Origin of the sequence: Rhodococcoides navarretei (assembly GCF_038069675.1) — a bacterium.
Taxonomy (GTDB): Bacteria; Actinomycetota; Actinomycetes; order Mycobacteriales; family Mycobacteriaceae; genus Rhodococcoides; species Rhodococcoides navarretei.
Genome location: NZ_JBBPCN010000001.1, coordinates 4534827 through 4559291, shown reverse-complemented (window position 1 = coordinate 4559291; position 24465 = coordinate 4534827). Strand labels below are relative to the sequence as shown.

Genomic DNA, 24465 nt, shown 5'->3' with positions numbered 1-24465 from the left:
CCGGCTCATGCGCATCCCGATCCGAGGCCGAGCAGACACAACCAGTTGTCCGGGACCAGCGCGGTGGGCGAATTCAAATCGAGGAACTGCCCGTTTCCCGTTGCGTTCGCAAGGTAACGAACAGTGGGTCCGAAGTCGTCCACCAGGCGAGTCAACGAGTCACGGGAATTCTCGAGCAGCGCGGACACCGCTCTGAGACGGGGCAGTAGCGAGTCGATGGTCTCGCGGTTGTCGGCGAGATACCGCGAGAGGGTGGTCGTCAGGGCGGCGATGTCGTCGATGATCGACGAGATCGCGTCGCGGCGCTCGGCGACCGTGGCTGCCACGATGTCGGCATCGCCGACCAGTGCCACGAGTAGGTCGCTCTGCTCGACCAGGGTGGAGGTGGTCTGTTGTGCACTCTCGAGCAGACGATCGACATCGTCGGCATTGCGGTTGACCATGTCGGCGACATCGGTGAGTCCGGTCAATGCGCTGCCGAGAAGCTCGGGGTCCTGCGGGGCGGCGGATGCCAGCGTGTCGACCATGGTTCGGATTCGATCGAGGTCGACGTCGGTTGCGGTACTCGCGACGGATCTGCTGATGTCGTCGAGCGTGAACGCCGTAGTGGTGTTGGCCAGAGGGATGATGTCCCCTGACTGCAATCGTCCCGTTCCGGAGGGCTCGATGCTCAGCGCTCGCCGTCCGAGCAAGGTCAGTATCTCCACCGTCGCACGAGTATCGACTCCCGCCACGATGTCGTCGTCGAGCCGAAAAGCGACGTCGACGTGTGTTTCGTCCAACGACAGGCCGGTCACGGTGCCTCGGGGGACGCCGGCCACCAGTACCGGGTCGCCGATCTGCATTCCGCCTACATTGGCCACTTCGGCGTAGAGCGTGTCGGAGCGGACCTCGTCGATCACTCTCGGAATGCCCAGTGCCCCAACCAGCATCAGCAGAGCGGCGGCGATCGCGGTCGGGCCGACCCACCGGCTGCCGGGTTCTTTCCATCTCATCGGCATACCTGCGATCTGGTGGAGGTGGTCGGCGCGAACTCGACGTCCCCTGCGGACAGGGAGAGGTTGCAGAAGTAGACATTGAGCCATCCGCCGTAGCTTGTCAGCGAGCCGAACTTGACCAGGACCTGATCGAAGTGATCGACGAGGCCGACCAGGGCGTCCTGCTTGTCGACGACGGCACCGGTGGCGTCGTCGAGCGATCGTGTGGTCTCCGCGAGATCGGGCGTGAGCCCCTGGATCAGGGAGTTCGTCGACGACGACACTCCCTCGATCGAGTCGACTCCAGTGGTCAGCAGGTCGCGATTGCGTTCGAGGCCGTCCATCACACCGGCGAGGGTGTCGACGATGTGTGTTGTTCGCGGGCGTTCGGCTGCGATGTCGCCGAGCACCGCGGACAGGTCGGTGATGAGCTGGTCGACGATCTGCGACCGTTGTCCCACGCTGTCTGCGATCGAGATCGTGGACACCAGCACAGAGTCGAGGGAGGTGTTCTGTCCCTCGAAGACGTCGATGATCGCGTCTGCGACTCTGTTGACGACGGCGGGGTCCAGGGCGTCGAACAGTGGCCGGAACCCTCCCAGCACGGCGGTGAGATCGACCGAGGGTGTGGTTCGGTCGAGTGGGATGAGTGCTCCGCCGGGCAGCGGTGGGCCGGGGTTACCGGCTGGGATCAAGGTGAGGTTTCGGGCCCCGAGTAGATCTGCGTAGCGGATCGCTGCAGAGGAGTCTGCCGGGAGTTGCTGGTCGTCCGAGACCTCGAATGTGACGAGAGCAGTGTGGTGATCGGTGACATCGATGTCGGTGACTTTTCCGGTGCGTACTCCAGCAATGCGGACATCGCTTCCGGTGACCAGACCGGTGACGTCGCTGAACTGGGCGTGGTAGCTCACCGTCCGCCCCGCTATCGGGTCGGTGATCGTGTTGGCCACGGTCAGTGTGCTGACGCCGGCGACCAGGACGAATACGGCGAGTTTGGCGGCGTCGGATCGGGTGCTCATTCTGCAACCACCGAGGTACCCCGCAGGATCGGACCGACCAGCAGATCGGCCGCGTCGCCGGGGAGACCGAACAGCGACCCGAGGGTCTGGGATTCCTGATCGCTGCCGACCGGTCCCACTGTGCCGGAATAGGGAAACGGGGAGTTCAGGGTGATGCCGGCATCGATGGCGAAGTGCCCGGATTCGAGCACGGGGGGGAGCCCGATAGTCAGAGCCTCGACGCCGCCGAAGAATGCGGTGAGCCGAGCCGGTCGGTTGTCGACTACGCCGAGCGTTGCGGCCGCGGTGTCGATGACGGTGATGATTCGGTCTCGATTGTCATCCAGCAGAGCGGCAATGGCGTCGGAAGTGGTTGCGGCACCGCTGAGTAGGCGACTCAACGAGTCCCGGTTTCCGCTCAGTGCGCTCCCTGCCATGGCCGCGTTGCGCACGGTGGCCGAGGCGTCGGGAGCGAGAGCGGCCAGGGCCGAGCTGGTGTCGGCAGCGCGGTCGATACCGGCACCGAGGCCGGATTCGGTCGGCGCGTCGCCGATCAGTTCGGATATCCCTTCCAGGGTGCGGCCCAGTTGGTCGCCGCGGCCTGCGAGGGCCTGCGCGAGGGTGTCGAGCGATGCGTTGACGGCACCGGGATCGACAGCGGTGAGAGTGTCGTCGATTTTGTCGAGTGCCGTGTAGAGCTGGGCATTTTCCGGCGAGTCGTCGTGTTGGAGAACTGCGCCCGAGGCCAGGTGTTCGGTGGTGTGCCCATCGATGGGCACGAGTTCGACGATGACGCTGCCGAACACGGTGCTGGGAACCAGCCGTACCCGTACGTCGGCGGGGACGGTGTTCAGGAGTGCCGGGTCCATCGCCAACGTGATGGTGGCGGTGTTCGGTTCGGCGTCGATGCCCTCGACCGAGCCGATCCGGACGCCGCGATACCGGACCGACGAACCCGTTTCCAGTGCGCCGGCGCTGGAGGGGACGACCACGGTCACCGCGGCAGTCCTGTCGTATCCGCTCCCTCCCCGCAAGCCGAAGCCGGCGTACGCAGCAGCGAGGATCACCGCGGTCAGCAACCCGATGACGATATGGCCGCTCTCCCGTTGATGCCATGCCGGCCGGCGTGGGTAGCTGATCATGTCGACAACCCGGGTAACTGTGGGCTCAGGCCCCATATACCGATCGAGAGCACCACGTCGGTGAACGCGATGAACACGATCGATGTTCGGAGCGCTCGGCCGGCCGCTCGGCCGACTCCCTCGGGGCCGCCGGTTGCGGTGTAGCCGTAGTAGCAGTGCACCGCGGTGACACCGAGTGCGAAGATGACTGTTTTCACGATGGACAGTGCTACGTCGCCGGGGGCGATGAAGAGGGAGAAGTAGTAGTCGTAGGTGCCGCTGGACTGGCCGTTGACGAATTGGACAGCGACCGCGGTGGAGACGAATGCACCGAACAGTCCGACGAGGTAGAGCGGAATGATCGCCGCGATCGCGGCAGCCATGCGGGTGGACACCAGGTAGCGCCGGGACTCGATCCCCATCACTTCGAGTGCGGAGATCTCCTCCGAGATTCGCATGGCACCCAATTGGGCGGTGAAGCCGGTTCCGACCTTTGCTGCCAGGGTGATCGCGGCAACGATAGGAGCCACTTCGCGGGTGTTCGCCACTGCGGACAGTGCACCGGACAGCGGTGCGAGACCGACCAATTCCAGACCGCGATAGCCCTCGAGGCCGGTCTGTGTGCCGACGAAGAATGCGATGGCGACGATGACGCCGACACTTCCGCCGCCGGCCAGGATGCTCCCGCTGCCGAATCCGATCTCCGAGATCAGGCGCAATATTTCTTTGCCGTATCGGGTCAGCGCCGAGGGGATTGCGGCGACCGAGCGTACGACGAAGACTGCTCCGGCCCCGACGCCGGATATCGATCGTCCGGCGCGCAGTGCCCGAGTCCGGGCGCGGACCACAGTGGGATGATGCATCAGTAGGATCCCTTGCCGGGGAACAACGTTGCCGCGAATTGGCTCAGGGCGAGGTTGGCCAGGAAGACGAGTACGAACGACATCACCACCGCCTCGTTGACGGCATTGCCGACGCCTTGCGCGCCCTTCGCGGTCAACAGCCCCTTGTAGGAGGCGACCACCGCGGAGATCACCGCGAACGCAATCGCTTTGAGCGCGGCGAGAACGAGATCGCTCGGCTGTGAGAACGTGACGAGATTGCGGAGAAAGCTCTCGGCGTTCCCCTGCTGGACATAGACGTGGACGAGCAGGCACGCACCGATACCGACCACCATGACAATGGAGTTGAGAAGAGCGGTGACGACGACCGCTGCGATGATGCGGGGAATCACCAGCCGCTCGAGCACGTCGATTCCCAAAACCTCCAGGGCGTCGATCTCCTCACGGATGGCCCTGGCCCCCAGATCGGCGCAGATCGCCGAACCACCGACACCGGCGATGATCAAGGCACATACCAACGGTGCGGCCTGCCCGATGATGAGAAAGGCGACCACGGCACCGCTGTAGGACCCGGCCCCGATCCGGCCGGCCAACGAACCGACCTGCAAGGCGACGGCCACCCCCAGGGGGATCATCACCAGCGCGGCGGAAACCGTGGTGACATTGGCAAGAAACCACATCTGGCTCACGCATTCCCGCCAGTGCAGCCGACGTCGACGAATGCTCGACCACACGGCAGCGGTCACGGCGACCGAGAAGCGGACCATCTGCGCGGCCTCGGCGACGACCGACTGTGCCGCCGACGTCTGCCCTACTCCCATTGCTGACATCCTTCTGGCGTACATCGGTGAGTTGTCGATCACAAAAAACATACCACGATGAACGTAAGCAAGTGGCAAGGGGGCAGTGTCCGGTGTGAACCAGGGTATCTTCGGCCTGTTTTGGGTGAGCTTGGTCATGGTTACGATCAGGTGAGAATGTATTGTCGTAGTCTCATGCAGAGCGGGGCATGCGCATCGGCCTCGTCCCGATACCCGGCGACCGTACGAACCCGACCGGACCACTTGATCAGGAGTGCACTGTGAGCGTCACCTTCTTCATCACCGGCGGAACCGGATTTCTCGGCAGACGAGTGATTCAAGAAATCCTCGACCGCGATTCATCGGCAACCATCCACGTACTGGTGCGCACGGGATCGCTGCATCGCGTCCCGTCCCACCATCGAGTGCTGCCGGTCATCGGGGATCTCACCGAACCGGGCCTCGGTATCGACGACGGCATGCTGCCGGACCGTCTCGATCATGTCGTGCACCTCGGTGCGATTTACGACCTGACCGCCGGAGACGATCAGGCGGCGACGAACGTGCAGGGAACACGCGAGGTGGCGCTTCTCGCGCTGCGTACCGGTGCCGTCATGCACCATGTGTCGTCCATCGCAGTGGCAGGCGACTTTCAAGGGCGATTCACCGAACACGACTTCGATCTGGGGCAGGGCTTTCCCACTGCTTACCACCGCACCAAATTCGAGGCGGAAAAGCTCGTACGCAGCATCGATGGCCTCGACTGGAAGGTCTACCGCCCGGCGGCGGTGATAGGGGACTCGCGAACCGGCGAGATGGACAAGATCGACGGTCCGTACTACTTGTTCGGCGCACTGAAGATGCTCGCCGCGCTGCCCGCCGGCCTTCCGGTGGCTGTGCCCGCTATCGGCGCGACCAACCTGGTTCCGGTCGATGTGGTCACCCGGGCGCTGGTGCATCTGATGCTGACCGACACCGGGACGGAGCGAGTGTTCCATCTCGTCAACCCCACACCCCAGCCCGTCCGCGAGGTGTATCAGGCATTGGCTGCCGCCGCCGGGGCCCCGCATCCGGTCGCGTCGCTGCCCGGATCTCTCGGTCGAATAGCGTTGAGAAAGCCACGCCAACGACAGCTACGACTGCTGCGGGCGGCGGCGCTTCGTCGTCTGGAGATACCGAGCGTCGTACTCGAACATTTCGCCATCCCCACCGAATTCTCCTCCGCGATAACGTCGTTGGCCCTGCGGGACAGTGGCGTCGAATACCCCCCGCTCGCCGACTACGCCACCGGTTTGTGGACGTACTGGTACAACCACCTCGACCCCACTCGCGCCCGCAGGCAGTCCGCGAGGGGACCACTGGCGGGCCGCCACATCGTCATCACCGGGGCGTCGTCGGGCATCGGCCGCGCAACCGCGATCAGGGTGGCCGACATGGGTGCCCTCGTCATACTGCTGGCCAGAAACGAAGAACAGTTGATGGCGACGGTGAACGAGATCCGCAGCAACGGTGGATGTGCATTCGGTTACGTGTGCGACGTGACGGACTCGAACGCAGCGGACACCACCATCACTCGCATTCTCGCCGAGCACGATCACGTCGACATGCTGATCAACAATGCCGGCCGATCCATTCGTCGTTCTCTCACTCGGTCCATGGATCGGTTCCACGACTTCGAGCGAACCATGGCCGTGAACTACTTCGGTGCCGTCAGAATGACCATGGGTCTGCTTCCGCAGATGCGGGCACGCAGATTCGGGCATGTCGTCAACATCTCCAGTGCGGCGGTGCAGAATCACGTACCGAGATTTGCCGCATACGTAGCGAGCAAGTCAGCGCTCGATGGATTCAGCGAGGTCGCAGCGGCCGAGCTGTTGCACGACGGAATCACGTTCACCACCATCCACCTTCCGCTGGTCGACACCCCGATGATCTCCCCGTCCGACGGTTATCACGCCGGACCGATAACGAGCCCCGAGACAGCGGCCGCCATGGTGGTTCGGGCTCTGGTCAAGCGACCCCGGAGAATCGACGTCCCCCTCGGCACGATCGGCGAATGGGGACACACGTTCACACCCCGCTTGAAGCTACGCATCTCGAGCGTGATGCATCAGGCCATGGGGGACTCGCCCGCAGCCAGAGGTGCCGTACCCGCCACTGCAAAGATCGAACAGATCGAGATCTCATCTATGCCAGGTCGGCGTGACAGGTACGCGCCCAAGCCGATTCGTCGTCTGGCGGCGCTGGTACCTGGCACCCAATGGTGATGTCGCCGCACACGACTGGCTGCGCAGCTCGACCGGGACCGAAGTCTTTCTACAGCCGCGCCGTCTGACCCTCCTGCCCTGGAACGACACATGTGGCCGTGCAGTCCGTTGGACGGCACGGCCACATCTGCCAGCTGGTCAGCTGGATGCAGAGACAGTGAGAGGCTTCTGGTTCTCCACTGCGTCGAGTCGAGAGCGGAGCGCGGCGCTCACCATCTGGTACGCGTCGGCACCCAGCAGCAGTCGCGTCGGCAGCTCGTCACCATCTGCAGCGTCGATCATCACCTCGGCGAACCGCGCAGGATCGCCGGTCGGCTGCTCCTGGCCTTCGGACGGCGACAAGATCAACGACCGCATGTGGCCGGCGGGAGTGTCCGCGTATTCGCTCAGCGCTGGTGCCCATGATGCGGACGAACCACCGAATTCGGTGGTGGCTGCTCCTGGTTCCACCAGGCAGGTGCTGATACCGAACGGTGCAACTTCGGGCGCGTATCCCTCGAAGAAGCCTTCGATCGCCCATTTGCTGAGGTGGTAGACCGACAGGCTCGGGAACGCGATCTGCCCACCCATGCTCGACAGTTGCAGTATCTTGCCTCCGCCCTGAGCTCGGAGATGCGGGGTTACCGCTCGTACGAGCTGGACCGACCCGATGACATTGGTGTCGATCTGGCGTTGGATCTGCGCGTCGCTCAGCTCCTCGGCGGCACCGAAGACTGCGTAACCGGCGTTCGAGACGACGACGTCGATGCTGCCGAGCTGGGCGAACGCGGCACCGACGACCTCGCGGATCTGGGCGGTGTTCGTCACGTCGAGCTGACGCACCCACAGCGTGGCCGGGTACCGCTCGGCGAGTGCCGCCAATGATTCGGGTTTGCGCAGCGTCGCGGCGACCCGGTCACCCCTGGCGAGGAGCTGTTCGGTCAACTGACGTCCGAAGCCGCTCGACGTGCCGGTGATGAACCATGTCTTCGGGCTGGGGGTGGTCATATGCATGCCTTTCGTGGTGTGGAGCGAGGATGGTGGGATGTGCCAGCACCAGCAGTGCGGTTGCTGTCATCATGGGCTCGTTCGGTTCCGCGTTCGGAGCACGGCTGCCGCCGAGCGAAGGTTGGGCGTCAGTTCGCCGCGTTGGAGACGCCGGCAGCTCGCTTCATCAGTGAATCGAACGCCCGATCGGACAGGCGATTCTTCATGAAGATCAACGGCTTGGCCCCGAACCCGACTGCGTAGCGAGTCTTCGGGCGTTTCGAGGTGACAGCCTCGAGTATCGTCTTGCCGATCAATTCCGGTGGTGAGCTGCGCTTCTGCGTGCTCTCGGAACTCAGCGTTCCAACTACAGCGTCGGACTGAGACTTGTACGGGCCCTGGCTGGACACAGTACGAAGCTTTTCCGCAGCGATGCCGCTCCATTCGGATTTGACTCCTCCCGGTTCGATCACGATGACGTCGATACCGAAAGGACTGACTTCCATGCGCAAGCAGTCGCTGAGCGCCTCGAGTGCGAATTTGGTCGCGTGGTACCAGCCACCCAGCGGGGAATAGATCTTCCCACCCATCGAGGTGATATTGACGATCGAGCCCGAACGTCGAGATCGCATGTGTGGCAGTACAAGCTGTATGAGACGAGCTGCTCCGAACACATTGACATCGAACTGCTCGCGCGCCTCGGCGATCGGAACGTCCTCGAGCGCCCCGTACGAGCCGTATCCGGCGTTGTTGACCAGAATGTCGATTCGTCCGCGATCGGCGATGATGCGCTCGATGCCTGCCTTCATCGAGTCCTCGTCCGTCACGTCCATCGCTATCGGCACGATACCCAGGAGTTCGAGCCCGTTCATGCGTTCCACGCGGCGGGCGGCAGCGTAGACGACCATGCCTGCCTCGTGGAGCTTGATGGCGGTTGCTTCACCGATTCCTGACGAAGCACCGGTGACGAGAGCAATTTTGCTTGCAGACATGAGAGTTCTCCTGATCGTTGTGAGTTCATGAGGTAGTCCGACGAACTGGTCTCTCCGGCCGGCCGCCGAAAGCTTGTGATCGGTTGGCGAGCGGCATCGCTTCACAACTCGTTGTGTTGCACACCGGACCTCGTCCCGTCGCGTCTGTTCACTGTCCACCCGCCCGGCAGTGCCTGGAAGGGGCTGCTCTACCTAGGTGTCGGACACCCCCTCGCAACGGATTTGCGGGCTTCACAGCTGCGTCAGTTCTTGGTTACCGGCTGTACGGGGTCTGCCTTACCTAGGTGTCATACGGCCAGGCTCATGGCCTCGAACAGGAATACGATGACGCCATGGGAGCAAACGAGCTGGGCGAGTTTCTCCGGGCCCGCCGAGACGCAACGCCCGCTGAGAGCATGGATCACGTTGCGCCCTTGGGGCGTCGACGAACTCCTGGACTTCGCCGAGAAGAAGTCGCCTTTCGTGCCGGCATCAGCATCGATTACTACACCCGTCTCGAGCAGGGGCGAGAAAGCGCTCCCTCCCGTCAGGTACTTCGAGCGTTGAGCGGAGCGTTCGCACTCTCACCTCGAGCGACAGCCCACCTCTACACGTTGGCCGGGCTGCGACCACCCAACAACCCTGCGCACAATGCTGCCGAAATCAGCCCGCACCTGCTCCGGATGATGCACAGCTGGTCTCGAACACCTGCCTACATCACCACCCCGTGGAGCGATGTCGTCGCATCCAACTCACTCGCCCGCGAAATGTTCGCAGAATTCGCCCCCACCAGCAACTACGCGCGCATGATCCTGCTCGACCCAGCCGCACGCGACTTCTTCGTCGACTGGGAATCGAACGCCCGCTTGGTAGCGAGCGCCCTGCAGACCGCTGTCGCCATCGACCCCGACAACCCTCAGGGCTCGGCCCTGATCGGCGAGCTGTCGATCAAATGCGCCGAATTCCGGCGGTGGTGGGCACGTCGAGAAGTCCCAGAACCGGCAATGGCATCAAAACAATTGCGCCACAGTCGAGTTGGTGACCTCACTGTCAGTTACGAAACATTGACCATCAACAGCGCACCCGGACAACTTCTCGTCGTCTACCACGCTGAACCAGAGAGCACCACCGAGGCGGCATTCGACAAGCTCTTCCGAGCCAGTCAGGCGAGAGTGGCAGGCGAGAACCGATCGACATCGATCGACATGGACTGGATCAGCACCCGCGACCTCTGAAGGTATTACCACCCCGGCTGTCGTAACAGGCTGCGATCGCACGATAGATCGCAACATTGTCTACCCTGACAGTCAGTTCGTGTGTTGCCTTTCCAGCCGGATATGTCGACGAGCCATGACGTCTTGTAATCAGCTTGAAGTGAGGAACGGCCATGCGCAACAACAGATATTGGTCGAATACTCGCCCAATAGACTGTATTGCAGAGTATTCGATCGACTCTATTGTCGACCTAGCGATCCGAAGGTCGCGTGAACTGGCCGCACAATGGGGCCTCCGGCCGAGAACGTTCCGCGAATGGGCGATCGAGCATCGGGACGCCGTGCCGCTGTAGGAGGCGTAATGCCATCCCGGATTGGCGGGATGGCATTACGCGCACGATCGCGTCGAGCGTGTTTCGGTGTCACGCCTCGGCCGACGGCCGCCCGCGGTGGTTGTGTCAGCGAGGCGAATGCTCCTGCGGTGCAAGTGAGTTACCCGGAGCGATTCGGCCGCAGTTGCTCGGAGCGGGCCGATCTGCGAATCGATCCGTCAACCATGCCAACGCGCCTGGAAGCCACAGAGCCGCGCCGACGGTGTGGCTGATGGTGTTGTACTCGTCGTACTGAATGGACAGACCTGCGTCGCAGTACTTGTTCATCAGAGTGCGGACGTCACCGGCCACCATGACACCGTCACCGGGTCCGGTCCCCATCGGCCCGGGCAGGGTGCCCTCGAGAATGCCGTTCGATGCCTGCGCTACGAACATCGGGATCGTGGGAATCGGAGCTTGTCCCATGTTGATCTTGTTGACCACGTCGACGAACTCGGGGACCGAGTTGGGGTCGGCGTACTCCGGTACGACCACGTCCGACCACCTCAGGCCGGGATACTGAAACAGGACGTTCAGGATCGAGGCGTCGTCCACGTGCGCGAACAGATCGCGTCCGCGGTCGTTGTAATAGGGAGTGAAGTCGATGTCGTAGGCACGGCCGAGACCGATGATGGCCATTCCTGCGACGCCTGCCCACCCGATACTTCCTTCGATGTAGCGCAGGTTCTTGGCCGGATCGACCAGCAGTCCGCCCTGGGCTGCACCGATCAGGTTGTCGTTGATGTCGGGCGCGTAGCTGGGGGCGAGAATCGATGCCCAGTTCGTCGCGATCGCACCGCCCGAATACCCGATCAGTCCGATCTCTGCGTTCTGGCCGATACCCGTTTCCGGCACTCGTTGGGATGCCCGCAACGAGTCGAGAGTCATCTGCCCGTATTCGGGACCAGCTGCGAAATTCGCTGTGGGCCCTTGGGTATCGGCAACGACAACGGTGTACCCGAGCAGGAGGAGTGGTGCCAGAACGGCCGCCTCTGCCGAGGCGACCACACCGCCGACCGCAACGTTCCGGCCGCTCGGCGTCAGTTCGAGCAACGGTGTGTCACCGGCGATGGCTCGCGAGGGGCTGTCGTCGGGATTGAGGGAGTCGTAGGCGGATTGGTAGGCAACCACCTTGTCGGGCTGCGCATTCGGTGGCCGCAGAACCGAGGTGACGTTGGCGGCTGGACGACCCTGTGAGTCCGTCGAGCGGTACAGAATCTGGATCGCCTGCAGGGGCGTCGGCACGTTCACGACGTGATACGGGACGGTCCGAGTCGCCAGCACGGCTCCGGGCTCCAGGTCCGCGAGCGCAGCCGCACCGGAGTACTCGAAGAACGAATCCTGAACGGGCGCAGCTGTTGCCGTCGGTGCCGCGACAGCTCCTATCGCCCCGACGCAGGCAATCGCCAACAGTCTCCGCAGTGTTGAACCAACCATTCGATCTCCCCCGACTCGCACGCCTCGAATTGTGAGGCGCGTCACGTGTTTGTTACCGCTGGGTAAGATAGCACAGGAATTTTGTTGCGTTGCCTAGATTTCGCGGTGTTCGCCGCCCTCGAGGTGCGTCGATTGTAGGGTCCGGCGTCCGCGGCTCAATGGCCGTTCGGTGCACCTGGTGCAGCCTGCCCATCGTGTCGGCGAATGGCGCGGGTGGGCCGATCTTTCCCGAGGGGGTCGCTCGACGAGAGTCTCGGTGCGACGATCGTCGGATCGGCTGCGGTCTCCGAAACGTCGGTCTTGTGCTGCTCTTTCGGGGCTTTCCCGAAGAGTCGACGCAGCTCGGCGGCCTCGTCCTCGAGGCTGCTGCGGGAGATGGCAGTCCCCATGCGCACGGCGAGCACGGTCGACGCGACCAACCACAGAAGAAAAGCGATGTAAACGATGAGCCACATCGTGCACCTGCTTTCGCCAATGCGAATTCTGCATATGAACCATTTTCCGATGGTTCATAGATTGATGGCACGGTACCAGGTTATCGACGTGTGTGCAGCGTGTAGCGCGGCGAGGAGGTACTCCGTCGAAGACGCAGGACCGGGCGGTCCTACCCAATTGACATAGCCATTCGCCAATGGCACATTAAATGGTGATAGTCGCGGTGTCGCTGCTCGTCGGCGAGAAGGCGATGGTGTTCGGCGAGACAGTGAGGGTTGGCGTGACGAAAAGCCCAGGTCGATGGCCCGAGTTCGACGGTATCGGAGACAATTTCAAGGACGTTCTCATCATCGGTGCCGGTATATCGGGAATCGGAGCAGCGTTTCGCCTGCAGCAGATGGCCCCGGGCCTGAGCTACTCGATCCTCGAAGGCCGGGAGCGAGCAGGTGGTACCTGGGATCTGTTCCGGTACCCCGGAATTCGTTCGGACAGTGACATCTTCACGTTCTCGTTCCCACACACGCCGTGGCAGGGGGACACTCTGCTGGCTCATGGCGAAGACATTCGCAACTACATCGTCGATACCGCCTCCGCCAACGGTATCGACGAGCACACACATTTCTCGACCATGGTCACGGCCGCGAACTGGGACTCCTCGACGGACCTGTGGACGGTAGACGCCCTGACGAACGGTGTTCCCACGACCTACCGCAGTCGATTCGTGTTCCTGTGCACCGGCTACTTCGACTACTCGGGTGGGTACACCCCCGATCTTCCCGGGCTCGAGGAGTTCAGCGGGCAGGTGGTACACCCCCAGCAGTGGCCGGAAGGTCTCGACCACACCGGCAAGAAGGTCGTCGTGATCGGGAGCGGAGCAACCGCAATCACATTGGTGCCCTCGCTGGCGGCAGACGCCGCGTCGGTGACGATGCTGCAGCGTTCACCCACCTACATTGCGTCACTGCCGATGACCGATCCGTTCACCACACTCACCCAGCGTGTACTGCCGGACTCCCTGGCGCACAGTGCACTGCGGTGGCGCAATGCACTGTTGATGGTCGGCTCGTATCAGCTGTGTCGACGCGCGCCGAAGACGGCCCGCAGGGTGTTCCGTGCGATGACGAAGGCTCAGCTGCCGCGCGGATACGACGTCGACAAGCACTTCAAGCCGGCCTATGCCCCGTGGGACCAGCGGCTGTGCGTCGTACCCGACGGCGATCTCTTCAAGGCGATTCGCTCCGGTCGAGCCACCGTGGTGACCGACAAGATCGCAGAGATCACCGCCGACGGGATCAAGTTGGAATCAGGTGACGAGATCCCGGCCGACATCATCGTCACCGCTACGGGATTGAAGCTGCAAGCGTTCGGAGGTATCGAGCTCTCACTGGACGGTGAGCGGCTCGAGGTGCACGACAAGTTCGTCTACAAGGGTCACATGCTCGAGGACGTACCCAACGTTGCCTGGTCCATCGGGTACACCAACGCATCGTGGACGCTCAAAGCCGACATGACGGCGCAGGCAGTAGCAAAACTTTTGGTGTACATGCGATCACACGGATACACCCATGCGATCCCGGATCGGCAGGGTAAGGATGTGGACTCTCGTCCGGTTGTCGACCTCGCCTCCGGTTACGTCACGCGATCCTTGAACGAGCTACCCAAATCGGGGACCGAACGTCCCTGGTCGGTGCGCCAGAACTATATTCTGGACAGAATCGACGCACGTTTCGACGATCTGACGGAATCGATGACCTTCGGCCGAGCGGCGGACACAGGTCTTGTGGGATCCGATGTCACAAACGTGCACAGCATCCGGCCGAGAAAGATTGGTATGCAGTGACTTCGGACATCGATGGACTGACCCTCGCGCACACGATCCGGGGTGAGGGGCCTACGCTCGTACTCATCCACGGCATCGTCCACCGGCAACATGCGTGGGACAGTGTCGTCGAGACATTGGCACGGCATCGACGAGTGGTGACGGTGGATCTGCCCGGCCACGGCGCGTCACCGGACTTGCCCACCGATGAATTCGATCTGGGGCCGTGGATCGTGGCCGAGCTCGAGCGCTTCCTCGAGTACGTTGCAGTGGATGGTGAGAAGCCGCACGTGGCTGGTAATTCGTTGGGGGGATACTTCGCGATGGAGCTCGCCGCCCGCGGGTCGGTCGCCTCGGCGACCGCGCTCTCGCCGGCCGGATTCTTTCGCGGACACTGGGATCAGACCCGCGCGTTGCTCGTCTTCCGACTACTGCGAACGTTGTCGCGAGTCATCGCCCCGATCGCCCCCACCGTCATGCGTTCGGTCGTCGGACGCACGATTGCCAACGGTGTGTTCTACGCCAAGCCGTGGCGAGTTCCCGTGGAAGCGGCCACGATCGACGCACTCAGCATCACCACCAACCGCGCGATAGACGCGGCCGGAAACGCAGTGCCGCGCTTCAGCGTTCCAGTAGACGAGGGTGTTCCCGTCACGGTCGCGTGGGGCCGTCGCGACTGGGTCCTGCCGGTGTATCAGGCACCCCTCGTGCGTCGAACATTTCCGCAAGCAGACGTGACGACGTATCCCGGGCTCGGACACGTGCCGATGTCGGACGATCCGGAACTGGTGGCGTCGATTCTGTTGAGGGGATCACGAACCGTCTCGCAGTCGGGGTGAGCGTGCCGGAGAAGGTCGACGGGCGAAGCCACCGGTGGCGCGACCACCGGATCACGCGGCGGCGGGAATTACTCGATTGCACCCTCGCCGCGATTCGTCGGCATGGGCACGACATCGGGATGGACGACATCGCCGCTGCGAACAGCGTTTCGAAGACCGTTCTGTACAAGCACTTCGCCGACAAGAAGGGTCTCGCCGACGCTGCCATGGCGCGATACGTCGAGACCGCACTGGTGCCGCGGATCCGGGACACGATCTCCGAGGACCTCGACGAATATCACCTCACCCGCGCAGTGATCGCTGCTTACGTCACGACCGTCGCCACCGATCCCGAGATCTATATCTACGTCCATGCCAACAACGCCGTGGGCGGCAATCAGGACATCGTCACCGCGTCTGAAGAACTGATCGCAGAGTTGCTGTCCACCGTCATCGCCGACAGATTTCGAGAGCGAGAGTTCTCGACGGCCGGCTCCATGCCGATCGCTTTCGCCATGATCGGCGCGGTCCGGTTGGCTTCGCACTGGTGGATGTTCGATCGGACCATGTCGGCCGATGAGCTCATCGACTACCTCACCATGATGGTGTGGGGTGGTATCGCGGGGATAGCACGCGCCGCGGGATCCGCCGCAACGTTCACGTCGTCACCTCACTCGTTGGTTGCCGAACCTCGAGGCTTCAGTCGGGAAGCGTGATGTTTCGAGCAAGGGCCGCGCCAGCGACCTCGTCCGGCAGGATGTTTCGGAAAAGGAAGAGGTCTCGACCCAGTATCCAGTCGGGAGCCAGTGTGGCCGAGTATCTTTCGAAGTAGCCCAGTTGCTTGCCGAACAGGACCAACTCTTCCGGCGTCGCGACGCCCCAGCGCCTGCCGGTCTCCACGAGCGACGCGACCAGCCTGCTCAGATCCAGTCGGCCGGCCCCTCGGCCGAGAACCGGCTCGAACAGCTTTCGCAACTGGAGGCCGATCAGTTTGTCGCCCAATGTGGTTCCCTCGGTGATGCCCAGCATGCGGATGCGTCGCGCGGCCTCGGTGTAATCACCGTCGAACAGGGATGCACGGAACATTTCGCGCAACACGTCGCGCCACTCTTCGGGCAATTCACCGACGATCCCGAAGTCGAGGAATCCGACCCGTCCGTCGTCCAGCTCCCACAGATTGCCCGCGTGCACATCTCCGTGGAACGGACCGTGCAGCACAACGGCTTCCAGCCATACCTTCACGCCCCGACGAAGCTGTAGCTCCGAGTCGACCGTGGCCAGACCGTTCGACATGATCCGGCCGACCGGAGTGCCGCGAACTCGCTCCATGCAGATCACCCGAGGTCCGCAATGGCTCCAGAAGATCTCCGGAACCATCACGTGGGGATTGTCCCCGAACACGTACAGATTGTCGCGAAAATGTTCCTGGCGCAGCGCTTCTGCTGCGCTGTTGAGTTCCTGGGCCGTCAGGTCGTTGAGATCGCGGACGACAGCCGTCGCATTCGCTATACGGAAGAACTCGAAGAATCTCTCCAGCAACGCGGCTCCGGTGTAGGCGACCCGGAGATCGACCCGCATGCGACGGCGAATCTCCGGCCGTTGCACCTTCACCACCGCTTCGCGGCCGTCGGGTAGCACGCAGGCGTGTACCTGCGCCACAGATGCAGCCGAGAGAGGCACGTCGTCGAACGATCGAAACAGCTCTGCAATGCTGCCACCGAGGTCGCGCTCGACCGTGCGGCGAGCCTTGTGCGCCGGGACGGGTGGGACACCGTCGAGCAGTCGTAGACATGCATCGGCCAGAACCGGGGGAAACACGCCGGGCGACGACGCCATGAACTGGCCCAGTTTGACGAACGTCGGCCCCAGCGCCTCGAACCCCTTCACCACACCCTCGGCGAGAGCCACCGTGAAGCGACGGCGTTTGGCGAGCCAGGACACCGGCCACCGGATGACGGCAATAGCTGCGGCCGCAACGAGAACGACGGTGATCCAGGCGGCGCGGCCCAACTCCTCGAGTCCGAAATGTGTGAGGTCCGGGTACTCGATTTCGAGGGCTTCGGGAGGCGGGCCGTCCGAGTACGGGCCAGGGGAGAACGCGTCGCCCGAATTACTGCCCGGAGTTGGGATTGGCGACGTCACTGGTCAACCACCTACCGTCTTCCTGCTTTTCGAGCGTCATGACCACTGCATTCACCGCCTGACGCGGTTCGGTGACCGTGGCATTCGAGGCCGTCTGATCGATGATCACCAACACTTCCACCCGGTCGACCGCGGTGGACTTCGCAGCGATGTCGAGGACCTGCGCCGTCGATGTGGCACCGGCCTCCACCAGAGTCGCCTGCAAATCGCTGCTGGTCTCGGTAAACGTATCAGCCAATGCACCAGTGGCACCAGATAATACGTCGTCGACGTAGGTGTCGAACGTATCTGCACTGTAGGTGAACAAGGTGATCGCGAAGGTTCGAGCGGTATCGACGGCCTCGGCGCGGGAGGTGTCGAGCGAGCGTCGGTGTTCGAGTTGGTACGCGAAGACGCCCGCACAGGCGATCGCGGCGATCAGCCCCAGCGCCAGCGCCGACACCACTGCCGACGGCCGCCGGCGTGCGCCGGCCCGCACCGCGGGCTCCGCGGGGATCTCGTCCACTTTTTCGTCCGGTATCGGGTCGTCGGTTTTCAGGTCGGTCATGTGAACTCCTTCGTTGCGAAGACTGGGATGATTCGGGGGACCGGTCAGCCGCCGGACGTCCGCTCCTGCCCGGTAGCCCCGGCGGGGGGACCGCCGGTGTTGTCACCGGGCGGACGAGGAACGTTCTGCGCGCCGCGAACCTGTATCTCCGGGTCGGTGCTGTTGCAGTACATGTACTTCAGCGGCGGAGCCATCGCAGCGATGGACGGCGAGACAGTGGGGTTGAGGTAGTCGCAGGTGGGTCTCGGATAGGGGTCGGCGACGACGTTGAGCTGGTTGTCGTGGCTGGCGAGACCGAATACGCCTGCGCCCGCCGACATCGCCGGGAACAGCGCCTCGATCGCGGGTGTGTGCAGGCGAGCAGTCCTGGCAATGCGGGCCAGGTTCTTCAGCAGATCCCCACCGGCGTTGCGGTTCTCGCCGATGACCGCCCTGGCGGAATCGAGCCGGGCAGGTGTGTCGTCGAGGAGAGCGCGGATCTCGGCGTCGGACGCTGCCAACTGATCGGCGAGCGCCGTGCCGCCGAGAGCGAGTCGAGTCAGATCGGGCTCGATGTCGCCGACGGTCTGCAGAAACGTCCGGCCGGTGCGAATCAGCGTGATCGTCTCGGGTAGAACGGAATCCAGACCGGCGAGTAGTGCGCCGCCGCCGTCGATGATCGCCTGCAGCTGCGCGGGGCCACCCGCAGTCGCCGCATCGAGCTCGTCGATGATCGACGACAACTGTGCAGGATCGATCTGGCTCACCAGATCGGTGACGCTCACCAACATCGTCGCGAACGGAACCGGAGTGGTTGTCCGATCCTGGTCGACCACGTCGCCGTCGAGCAGATACGGACCCTCGTCGGAATCGGGGCGGAAGTCGATGTATTGCTCGCCCGCAGCGGACAACGCCGCCACCACGACGGTGCCGTCGGCCGGAACGAGGTGGCCCGCCGAGATGTCCAGCTGCGCTTCGACACCACTGGTGGTGATGTCGACGGAAGCGACGCTTCCGATTCGTTGACCACGCACCGAGACGTCTCCGTTGGCCTGCACCCCTCCGGATGCGTCGAGTCGCACGGTGACGCGATAGTCGTTCGCGAACGGGTCGATGCGCAACGCTCCGATGGTCAGGTACGCCGCCCCCACGAGAAGGACGAGCGCGAGTGCTGTGTTCGAGACGAACACACGATGTCGATTCACCCAGCGTCGCAGGATCATCGGCCGGCCTCGCCGCTGTTCGGCGTACCGGTGGGAGTGGGCAGCTCGACGGTCGGGGCCGGCGTGAGCCCCTGTCCGGTCACGCGACCGTACACACGATTCAAGGTGTCGGTGAGGCTGCCGACGAAGTCCTCGCCATCCTTGGTTCCCGGCCAATGGCTCGCCGGATCGTTCAGTGCCGCGAGGCTCAGCCACGAGAGCCGAACGTAGATCGCGACGGAATTCCCCTTGGTGTTCGAGGTCAGCTTCGGTGCGAGCTGCTCGAGTTGCTTCATGGCCACGTCGAGGTCGTCGCCGATCGCCGCAACGGACGAGAACGTCTGCTCGGCACCGACCAGCAGCTCGCGCAACGCCGGACCTGTTTCATCGGTGAAGGTTCCGAGTTTGTCGGCGGCACCGCCCGCGGCCGTGATGACGTCGGTGATGCCTTTGCTGTTGTCGGCGAGGGTACGGGTGAGTTCAGGTAACTGCTGCGCGATCGCATCGATCGCCTCGGTTCTGGCACCCAGGATCGAACTGAGCTCCTGCGTCCGGTTCAGCATCGAATCGATCCGATCGGTGCGCTCGTTCAGCTCGGTCACCGTGGCCGTCAACTGGGTGAGAATGTTCGACGCATCGGCGCTGCGACCGGCCATCGCGGTGTCCAGTTCTGTGATGATGGTCTGCAGTCTGCTCACACCGCCGCCGTTGACGACGAGAGACGCCGAGGCAAGCAGTTCCTCGACACTCGCGCCCGCTGAGGTGGAGGCGACAGCGATGGTCGAATCCGGTTGCAACCGAGAGGTATCGGAGCCCGAGCTGGGCGACGACAGCGAGACGAATACATCGCCCAGTGGCGTCGCCTGTCGCAATTCGGCCCGCACGTCGACCGGAAGGTTCACGCCGGCGCGGATGGCCATCTGCACTCGCGCCGTGTAGTTCTCGGCGGCGATCTCCTGCACCTGGCCGATGTCGACGCCGCCGAGTTTGACCTTCGCCTGCTGCGGAAGGTTCAACGCATCGGTGAACACCGCGTCGATGCGATACGAGTCGGCACCGACTCCCGGAGTCGGGAGCGGTAGATCCTCGAGTGTGGTGCTGCAGCCTACGAGAAGCGTGGCAGCCGAAACGGCGACAATGGGCATCGTCCAGTACTTCACGGCTGACTCAACCCCAGTAGCGCGGCCGAGATCCCGAAATCCGGTCCGAAGTCGTAGACGCGACCGGTTCTGCAGCCCTCCGACTTCAGTTGGATCCGCTGGCAGAATTGGTTGACCAGTTCGGTGTCGAATATCGTTCTGTCGGTGAGGAAGTGCACCCGCAGGGCTTTCGAGACCGGGTCGGTGGCGTTCTCCAGATTGCGGAACAGAGTCGGTGCCGTATCGATCGTCTCGGACAGTTCACGACCGTGATCGGTCAGCCCCGAGACCGCAGTCTGCAAGTTGGCGAACAGCGCCGGGAAAGAGTCCCGATTCGTATCGATCAGTCCCGTCAGCTGACTGGTGAGCCGATTGACCTGTGCGACAGTGTCTCCGAGAGCGGCCGACTGATCTCCGGCTTCGCCGATCAACTGCGCCATATTCGTCGAGAAGTCACGAATCTGCGTATCGTTCTCTGCGGCAACACGAGTCAGTTCGCTGACCGAGGTGATCAGGCGAGTCAACGAATCCTCGTTGTCCACCCCGACCGCCAACGCCGCGGACAGATCGTCGAGCGTGGACCGGATCTTGGCACCGTTGCCCGTCAAACCATCGTTCGTCACCGCCAACAGGTCCGCTATCGGCCGGTTGCGGTCGCTGCTGTCCGCGAGAGTGGTCGACAGTTCGGTTACCGCGGCCAGCACCCTGTCGATCTCGACCGGTACGTGAGTGCGGGCCAACGGTACGTGCGCGCCGTCTTCGAGTAGCGGCCCGGTTCCCGTGTAGGGCGGGGTCAATTCGACGTGGCGATCGGTCACCACCGACGTCGAGATGGTCGCGACGTCGAGATCGGCAGGCAGTGGCACCGACCCGTCGACTGTCATGCTGATGCGTACGTGTGAACCCTGCGCCTCGATGCTGTCGACCGTTCCTACCGACATGCCCAACACCGCAACCTCGTTTCCCTCGTAGAGTCCGGCTGCGTTGTCCAGATCGGCAGTGATCGTGATGGTCGAACCAGTGACGGACGAGAGAGATCCGGGCACACCGCAGCCGGCGCTCGACACCAACACTGCCGACACGAACACGGCGACCACACGAGTTCGGGTGCTCATCGGCACCCCTGTACAACCTGGGCGGAGCACAACCAGTTGTCCGGCAGCAGCGACCACGGAGTCGCGATATCGGCATAGGGACCGTTGCCGAATGCATTCGTCATCTGCCGGACCGTCACGGGGAGCCCCTCGTAGACTCGCCGCAGCGTGTCGTCGTTGTTGGCCAATCCCTGACTCAGCGCGGTCAATTCACCGATCAATGGATCTATGGCAGCGTGATTCTCGGACAACGCGCTGTCGAGCTCGGCGGTGAGGGCATCGGTAGCCGATATCAGATTGGCCACTGCACCTCGTTGCGCCACAATCGATCCCGCGAGTGCGGCACCCTGGCCCAGCAGTGACATCAGGGACGCGCTGTTCTCGGACAATCGCGCCGTCACCCGGTCGGCGTCGTCGAGCAGTGCCGCTATCTGGTCGCGACGGTCGGCGATCACTTCGGACAGGGCAGAGATGCTGTCCAATGCCTGCCCGGTCAGTTCCGGAGTTCCTTCGAGTTGATCGGCGACAGTGGTCAGTGATTCGCGCACTGTTGCCGCGTCGATCTGTTCGATCTCCGGTGTGCCGGTCTGGATCGCCTTCTGCAGATCGAAGGGAACTGTGCTGTGCGACAGATCGATCGGGCGCTCGCCCAACGGAGTGTCACCATCGGGGATGAGTGAGACATAGCGCGACCCAAGAATGGTGGACAGCTTGATTTCGGCTTCGGTGTCGGCCCCCAGCCCCACGTTGTCGTCCACCTCGAGTACGACCGTGACGTGGTCGCCTGTCAGCTCGAGGGAATCGACCTTTCCGGCGGATACTCCGGCGACGCGTACATCGTCACCCACCCTGAGTCCGGCGGACTGGGCGAAGAGGACGTCGACCGTGCGATTGCCGACACCTGCATGCTGGTAACCGATCACCGCAACGAACAGCAGAACGAGCGCCACGCAGCCGGCGGTGCCGCGCCAGAAGTCGCGGGACATCGTCGGTACGGAGGCCCGGATACGGGCCGGTAGTGATGTCATTCGAGGCAGACCTCCGACTGTGCGTTACCGCCGACCTGGCTGAAAACACCTGGTGGAAAAAGTAATCCGGCGAAGCTGACATCCAGATTGCAGACGTACATGTTGATGAAGCTGCCGTTCTCGGTGATTCGCGCGAACGAGGCGAGTACGGAGGGGAGTAGCCCGATCGAGGTGCGCAGCTGGGCGCCGTCGCCGTTCACGAGATCGGTGGTCGCACCGAGCTGGTCGATCGTGCCCGCCAGCGTGGGCCGCACATCGTCCACCATCTCGGCGACAGGACCGGCGGTGTCTCCGATCGTGCGCACGGCGGCGGAAAGAGGTCCTGCTTGTGCGTTGAGATCGGTCATCAATCTCTGTGTGGACTCGAGCAGGGCCGCGGTCTCGTCACCTCGGTCGGCAACGTCGGCCAACACCGTGCCGAGGTTGGCCACGATGAGACCGATTATGTCGTCCTTCTCTGCGAATTCCGCTGCCAACGAGGTGCTTTGAACCACCAGAGCGCTGATCGAGACACCGTCGCCCTGCAGGGTGTGCACGATGGACTCGGACAGAGAGTTGACCTGCTGGGGATCGAGCACGCTGAACAGCGGCTGAAAGCCGTTGAGGAGAGCAGAGACATCGAACGACGGCTCGGTGCGATCGGTCCCGATGGTCGAACCGGGCTGGACCGACCCGGTGGATTGCCCGGCGGTGTCGAGTGCCAGGTAACGCTGGCCGATCAAGTTCTGGTACTTGATCGAGACTGTCGTGTTCTCGTACACCGTCTGGCCTCGCTCGAGGACGAACCGCGCTCGAGCCATACGGCCGTCGAGCGATACGACTTCTACCTTCCCCACCCGCACGCCGGCGATCCGGACGTCGTCGCCGCTCTGCAGTCCGGATGCGTCCTCGAACAGAGCCGAATAGGTGTCGGTGTCGCCTGCGACCGCACGGCCGAGAGTGGTCCAGATCAACGTGGTCACCGCGATGGCCAGAACCATGAAGATGCTGAACCCGATGAGTGGCCTGCGAATCGACTTCATGGTGCACCGACCTGATCGGCGTTGTCGATCGCGATGGTCTGCCCGCGCAGCAATGGTCCGAGCAGGATGACCGAGGTGGCGTCGGCAGGTCTACCCATCACGTCGCCGATCGCGGCCCTCTCGTCGTCGCTGCCGACGGATCCGATGTTGCCCGGCGAGTACGAGATACCCTCCGCCGAAACACCCGTACCGCTCAGTGCGTCGTAGTCCGAGGCTCGAGACGACGGTGCTGTGGTGCAACTTGCCCCGGCCATGTCGCCGTATCGGGGGCAGTCGTCCCTGGAGTACGGAGTGAAAGGAGTCGCCGTGATGTCGATCGACCAGATCAAGCGGCCGTTGGGTCCGGTGAACGCGCGGTTGAAGCCCTCCAGAGTCTTTCCGAACGCCCGCACACCGGCAGGAAGATCGTCTCCATTGACGGCCAGAGCGCCCAGCACGGGATTCAGGTCTCGAACCAACGTGATGGCCCCGGACAGGTTGGGGGCCAGAGCTGCGTCGAGACTGGTCGTCGCACCCGCTGCGCTGGTCAGAAACTGCGTCAGCTGATCCCGCTTCTCCGCGATGGTCGCGGCGGGAATCAGTGAACTTTCCAAGGTGTCCAACAACTGTGGTGCCGTTCTGCTCAGGCTGCCGATCGAGGTGTCGAGCAGGTCGATATCGGACGTGAGATCCGGCATCTCGGCTCGGAGTGTGGTCAGGTACTCACTGGCTGTCGAGATGGTGGAGCCGATCGATGCACCGCGGCCGTCCAGAGCGTCGGCGAGCGTGGACAGCACCGAACTCGACTTCTCGGGATCGATGGCGGTCAGCACGTTGCGCAGACTCGTCATCGCGGTCTGCAGCTCCAGTGTTTCTCGTGAGGAGTCGCCCGGAATGGTTGCGCCCGCCTGGATGCTGCTTGCGCCGCCGGTGTCCACCAACTCGATCGAGGAAACGGCGAAGATGTTGCTGGGCACCACCCTCGCGGTGACGGTGTTCGGGATCGTCTCGGCGCGTGCGGGATTCAATCGAATCTCCACTGTGCTCGAGCCTCCGGGATCACTGTCCACCCCGCCGACCGCGCCGACCAGAACTCCGCGGAACTTGACGTCCGCATTCTGCGGCAGACCGTCACCGAGCGAGGGCATCGACGCGACGACGTCGACGGTGTTGCGCCAGATGCCCGTGTAGCGCGCCAGCAGAAGCCCCGCGATCACGCTGAACACCAGGAACACACACACGCCCCGAAAAACCAGCGTGGACATCGATGGTGCCCGTCCTCCCACGTCGAACATGC

General features: G+C 63.3%; 22 protein-coding genes. 5 read left to right on the top strand and 17 right to left on the bottom strand.

Annotated features, from left to right (window positions below; all coding sequences use genetic code 11):
• Positions 1 to 5: 5 nt before the first annotated feature.
• From AABD04_RS21505 to AABD04_RS21485, 5 genes are read right to left on the bottom strand one after another with little or no spacing between them, the layout of a single operon-like run.
• Positions 6 to 995: an MCE family protein gene (locus AABD04_RS21505; protein ID WP_341442386.1), complete on the bottom strand. Its 990-nt coding sequence runs from the start codon at positions 993 to 995 to the stop codon at positions 6 to 8.
• The gene (locus AABD04_RS21500) at positions 992 to 1996 is read right to left on the bottom strand and encodes an MlaD family protein (RefSeq protein WP_341442385.1); all 1005 of its coding nucleotides are present in this window, start codon (positions 1994 to 1996) and stop codon (positions 992 to 994) included. The genes AABD04_RS21505 and AABD04_RS21500 overlap by 4 nt, the downstream gene beginning before the upstream one ends.
• Positions 1993 to 3117: an MCE family protein gene (locus AABD04_RS21495; RefSeq protein WP_341442384.1), complete on the bottom strand. Its 1125-nt coding sequence runs from the start codon at positions 3115 to 3117 to the stop codon at positions 1993 to 1995. The genes AABD04_RS21500 and AABD04_RS21495 overlap by 4 nt, the downstream gene beginning before the upstream one ends.
• Entirely contained in the window at positions 3114 to 3959 is an 846-nt protein-coding gene (locus AABD04_RS21490) for an ABC transporter permease (protein WP_341442383.1), read from the bottom strand. The genes AABD04_RS21495 and AABD04_RS21490 overlap by 4 nt, the downstream gene beginning before the upstream one ends.
• Positions 3959 to 4759, bottom strand: coding sequence for an MlaE family ABC transporter permease (locus AABD04_RS21485; RefSeq protein ID WP_341442382.1), 801 nt, complete (start codon positions 4757 to 4759; stop codon positions 3959 to 3961). Before AABD04_RS21485 ends, AABD04_RS21490 begins: the two co-directional genes overlap by 1 nt.
• 260 nt (positions 4760 to 5019) lie before the next feature.
• On the opposite strand from AABD04_RS21485, the gene AABD04_RS21480 reads away from it, so the two are divergent.
• On the top strand, positions 5020 to 7005 hold the full coding sequence (locus AABD04_RS21480; protein ID WP_341442381.1) for an SDR family oxidoreductase: 1986 nt from the start codon (positions 5020 to 5022) through the stop codon (positions 7003 to 7005).
• Between the two features lie 138 nt (positions 7006 to 7143).
• Here the strand turns inward: AABD04_RS21480 and AABD04_RS21475 are convergent, their stop codons facing one another.
• Both AABD04_RS21475 and AABD04_RS21470 read right to left on the bottom strand, forming a co-directional pair.
• Positions 7144 to 7992: an SDR family oxidoreductase gene (locus AABD04_RS21475; RefSeq protein WP_341442380.1), complete on the bottom strand. Its 849-nt coding sequence runs from the start codon at positions 7990 to 7992 to the stop codon at positions 7144 to 7146.
• 128 nt (positions 7993 to 8120) lie between these two features.
• Complete coding sequence (locus tag AABD04_RS21470; RefSeq protein ID WP_341442379.1) at positions 8121 to 8963, bottom strand: oxidoreductase; 843 nt, start codon at positions 8961 to 8963, stop codon at positions 8121 to 8123.
• Positions 8964 to 9295: 332 nt separating this feature from the next.
• On the opposite strand from AABD04_RS21470, the gene AABD04_RS21465 reads away from it, so the two are divergent.
• Positions 9296 to 10177: a helix-turn-helix transcriptional regulator gene (locus AABD04_RS21465; RefSeq protein ID WP_341442378.1), complete on the top strand. Its 882-nt coding sequence runs from the start codon at positions 9296 to 9298 to the stop codon at positions 10175 to 10177.
• 437 nt (positions 10178 to 10614) lie between these two features.
• Here AABD04_RS21465 and AABD04_RS21460 read toward each other — a convergent pair whose 3' ends face one another.
• Both AABD04_RS21460 and AABD04_RS21455 read right to left on the bottom strand, forming a co-directional pair.
• A complete protein-coding gene (locus tag AABD04_RS21460) occupies positions 10615 to 11964 on the bottom strand; it encodes a lipase family protein (protein ID WP_341442377.1) in 1350 nt (449 codons plus the stop codon).
• Between the two features lie 155 nt (positions 11965 to 12119).
• Positions 12120 to 12419 (bottom strand): hypothetical protein, encoded by a 300-nt coding sequence (locus AABD04_RS21455; RefSeq protein ID WP_341442376.1) that lies wholly within the window; start codon positions 12417 to 12419, stop codon positions 12120 to 12122.
• Positions 12420 to 12607: 188 nt separating this feature from the next.
• On the opposite strand from AABD04_RS21455, the gene AABD04_RS21450 reads away from it, so the two are divergent.
• From AABD04_RS21450 to AABD04_RS21440, 3 genes are read left to right on the top strand one after another with little or no spacing between them, the layout of a single operon-like run.
• Positions 12608 to 14239, top strand: a complete 1632-nt coding sequence (locus AABD04_RS21450; RefSeq protein WP_341442375.1) for a flavin-containing monooxygenase — start codon at positions 12608 to 12610, stop codon at positions 14237 to 14239.
• Entirely contained in the window at positions 14236 to 15057 is an 822-nt protein-coding gene (locus AABD04_RS21445) for an alpha/beta fold hydrolase (RefSeq protein ID WP_423228173.1), read from the top strand. The genes AABD04_RS21450 and AABD04_RS21445 overlap by 4 nt, the downstream gene beginning before the upstream one ends.
• On the top strand, positions 15054 to 15752 hold the full coding sequence (locus tag AABD04_RS21440; RefSeq protein ID WP_341442374.1) for a TetR/AcrR family transcriptional regulator: 699 nt from the start codon (positions 15054 to 15056) through the stop codon (positions 15750 to 15752). The genes AABD04_RS21445 and AABD04_RS21440 overlap by 4 nt, the downstream gene beginning before the upstream one ends.
• Here the strand turns inward: AABD04_RS21440 and AABD04_RS21435 are convergent.
• The 8 genes from AABD04_RS21435 to AABD04_RS21400 form a co-directional block, all read right to left on the bottom strand.
• Positions 15736 to 17085 (bottom strand): ABC1 kinase family protein, encoded by a 1350-nt coding sequence (locus AABD04_RS21435; protein WP_423228243.1) that lies wholly within the window; start codon positions 17083 to 17085, stop codon positions 15736 to 15738. The genes AABD04_RS21440 and AABD04_RS21435 overlap by 17 nt on opposite strands.
• A gap of 61 nt (positions 17086 to 17146) precedes the next feature.
• Positions 17147 to 17725, bottom strand: a complete 579-nt coding sequence (locus AABD04_RS21430; protein ID WP_341442372.1) for a hypothetical protein — start codon at positions 17723 to 17725, stop codon at positions 17147 to 17149.
• A gap of 44 nt (positions 17726 to 17769) precedes the next feature.
• Positions 17770 to 18909, bottom strand: a complete 1140-nt coding sequence (locus AABD04_RS21425) for an MCE family protein (RefSeq protein WP_341442371.1) — start codon at positions 18907 to 18909, stop codon at positions 17770 to 17772.
• Between the two features lie 14 nt (positions 18910 to 18923).
• Positions 18924 to 20051: an MCE family protein gene (locus AABD04_RS21420; RefSeq protein WP_341442370.1), complete on the bottom strand. Its 1128-nt coding sequence runs from the start codon at positions 20049 to 20051 to the stop codon at positions 18924 to 18926.
• Between the two features lie 11 nt (positions 20052 to 20062).
• The gene (locus AABD04_RS21415; protein WP_341442369.1) at positions 20063 to 21160 is read right to left on the bottom strand and encodes an MCE family protein; all 1098 of its coding nucleotides are present in this window, start codon (positions 21158 to 21160) and stop codon (positions 20063 to 20065) included.
• Complete coding sequence (locus AABD04_RS21410) at positions 21157 to 22167, bottom strand: MCE family protein (RefSeq protein ID WP_341442368.1); 1011 nt, start codon at positions 22165 to 22167, stop codon at positions 21157 to 21159. The genes AABD04_RS21415 and AABD04_RS21410 overlap by 4 nt, the downstream gene beginning before the upstream one ends.
• Positions 22164 to 23189: an MlaD family protein gene (locus tag AABD04_RS21405; RefSeq protein WP_341442367.1), complete on the bottom strand. Its 1026-nt coding sequence runs from the start codon at positions 23187 to 23189 to the stop codon at positions 22164 to 22166. The genes AABD04_RS21410 and AABD04_RS21405 overlap by 4 nt, the downstream gene beginning before the upstream one ends.
• The gene (locus tag AABD04_RS21400; RefSeq protein ID WP_341442366.1) at positions 23186 to 24433 is read right to left on the bottom strand and encodes an MCE family protein; all 1248 of its coding nucleotides are present in this window, start codon (positions 24431 to 24433) and stop codon (positions 23186 to 23188) included. The genes AABD04_RS21405 and AABD04_RS21400 overlap by 4 nt, the downstream gene beginning before the upstream one ends.
• Positions 24434 to 24465 lie beyond the last annotated feature (32 nt).

Coding starts and splice junctions, on each gene's coding strand:
- AABD04_RS21475 (WP_341442380.1), bottom strand. CDS start 7,992: ATGACCACCCCCAGCCCGAAGACATGGTTCATCACCGGCACGTCGAGC.
- AABD04_RS21420 (WP_341442370.1), bottom strand. CDS start 20,051: ATGCCCATTGTCGCCGTTTCGGCTGCCACGCTTCTCGTAGGCTGCAGC.
- AABD04_RS21470 (WP_341442379.1), bottom strand. CDS start 8,963: ATGTCTGCAAGCAAAATTGCTCTCGTCACCGGTGCTTCGTCAGGAATC.
- AABD04_RS21505 (WP_341442386.1), bottom strand. CDS start 995: ATGAGATGGAAAGAACCCGGCAGCCGGTGGGTCGGCCCGACCGCGATC.
- AABD04_RS21450 (WP_341442375.1), top strand. CDS start 12,608: ATGGTGATAGTCGCGGTGTCGCTGCTCGTCGGCGAGAAGGCGATGGTG.
- AABD04_RS21455 (WP_341442376.1), bottom strand. CDS start 12,419: ATGTGGCTCATCGTTTACATCGCTTTTCTTCTGTGGTTGGTCGCGTCG.
- AABD04_RS21495 (WP_341442384.1), bottom strand. CDS start 3,117: ATGATCAGCTACCCACGCCGGCCGGCATGGCATCAACGGGAGAGCGGC.
- AABD04_RS21430 (WP_341442372.1), bottom strand. CDS start 17,725: ATGACCGACCTGAAAACCGACGACCCGATACCGGACGAAAAAGTGGAC.
- AABD04_RS21465 (WP_341442378.1), top strand. CDS start 9,296: ATGGGAGCAAACGAGCTGGGCGAGTTTCTCCGGGCCCGCCGAGACGCA.
- AABD04_RS21415 (WP_341442369.1), bottom strand. CDS start 21,160: ATGAGCACCCGAACTCGTGTGGTCGCCGTGTTCGTGTCGGCAGTGTTG.
- AABD04_RS21460 (WP_341442377.1), bottom strand. CDS start 11,964: ATGGTTGGTTCAACACTGCGGAGACTGTTGGCGATTGCCTGCGTCGGG.
- AABD04_RS21485 (WP_341442382.1), bottom strand. CDS start 4,759: ATGGGAGTAGGGCAGACGTCGGCGGCACAGTCGGTCGTCGCCGAGGCC.
- AABD04_RS21410 (WP_341442368.1), bottom strand. CDS start 22,167: ATGACATCACTACCGGCCCGTATCCGGGCCTCCGTACCGACGATGTCC.
- AABD04_RS21405 (WP_341442367.1), bottom strand. CDS start 23,189: ATGAAGTCGATTCGCAGGCCACTCATCGGGTTCAGCATCTTCATGGTT.
- AABD04_RS21400 (WP_341442366.1), bottom strand. CDS start 24,433: ATGTCCACGCTGGTTTTTCGGGGCGTGTGTGTGTTCCTGGTGTTCAGC.
- AABD04_RS21490 (WP_341442383.1), bottom strand. CDS start 3,959: ATGCATCATCCCACTGTGGTCCGCGCCCGGACTCGGGCACTGCGCGCC.
- AABD04_RS21500 (WP_341442385.1), bottom strand. CDS start 1,996: ATGAGCACCCGATCCGACGCCGCCAAACTCGCCGTATTCGTCCTGGTC.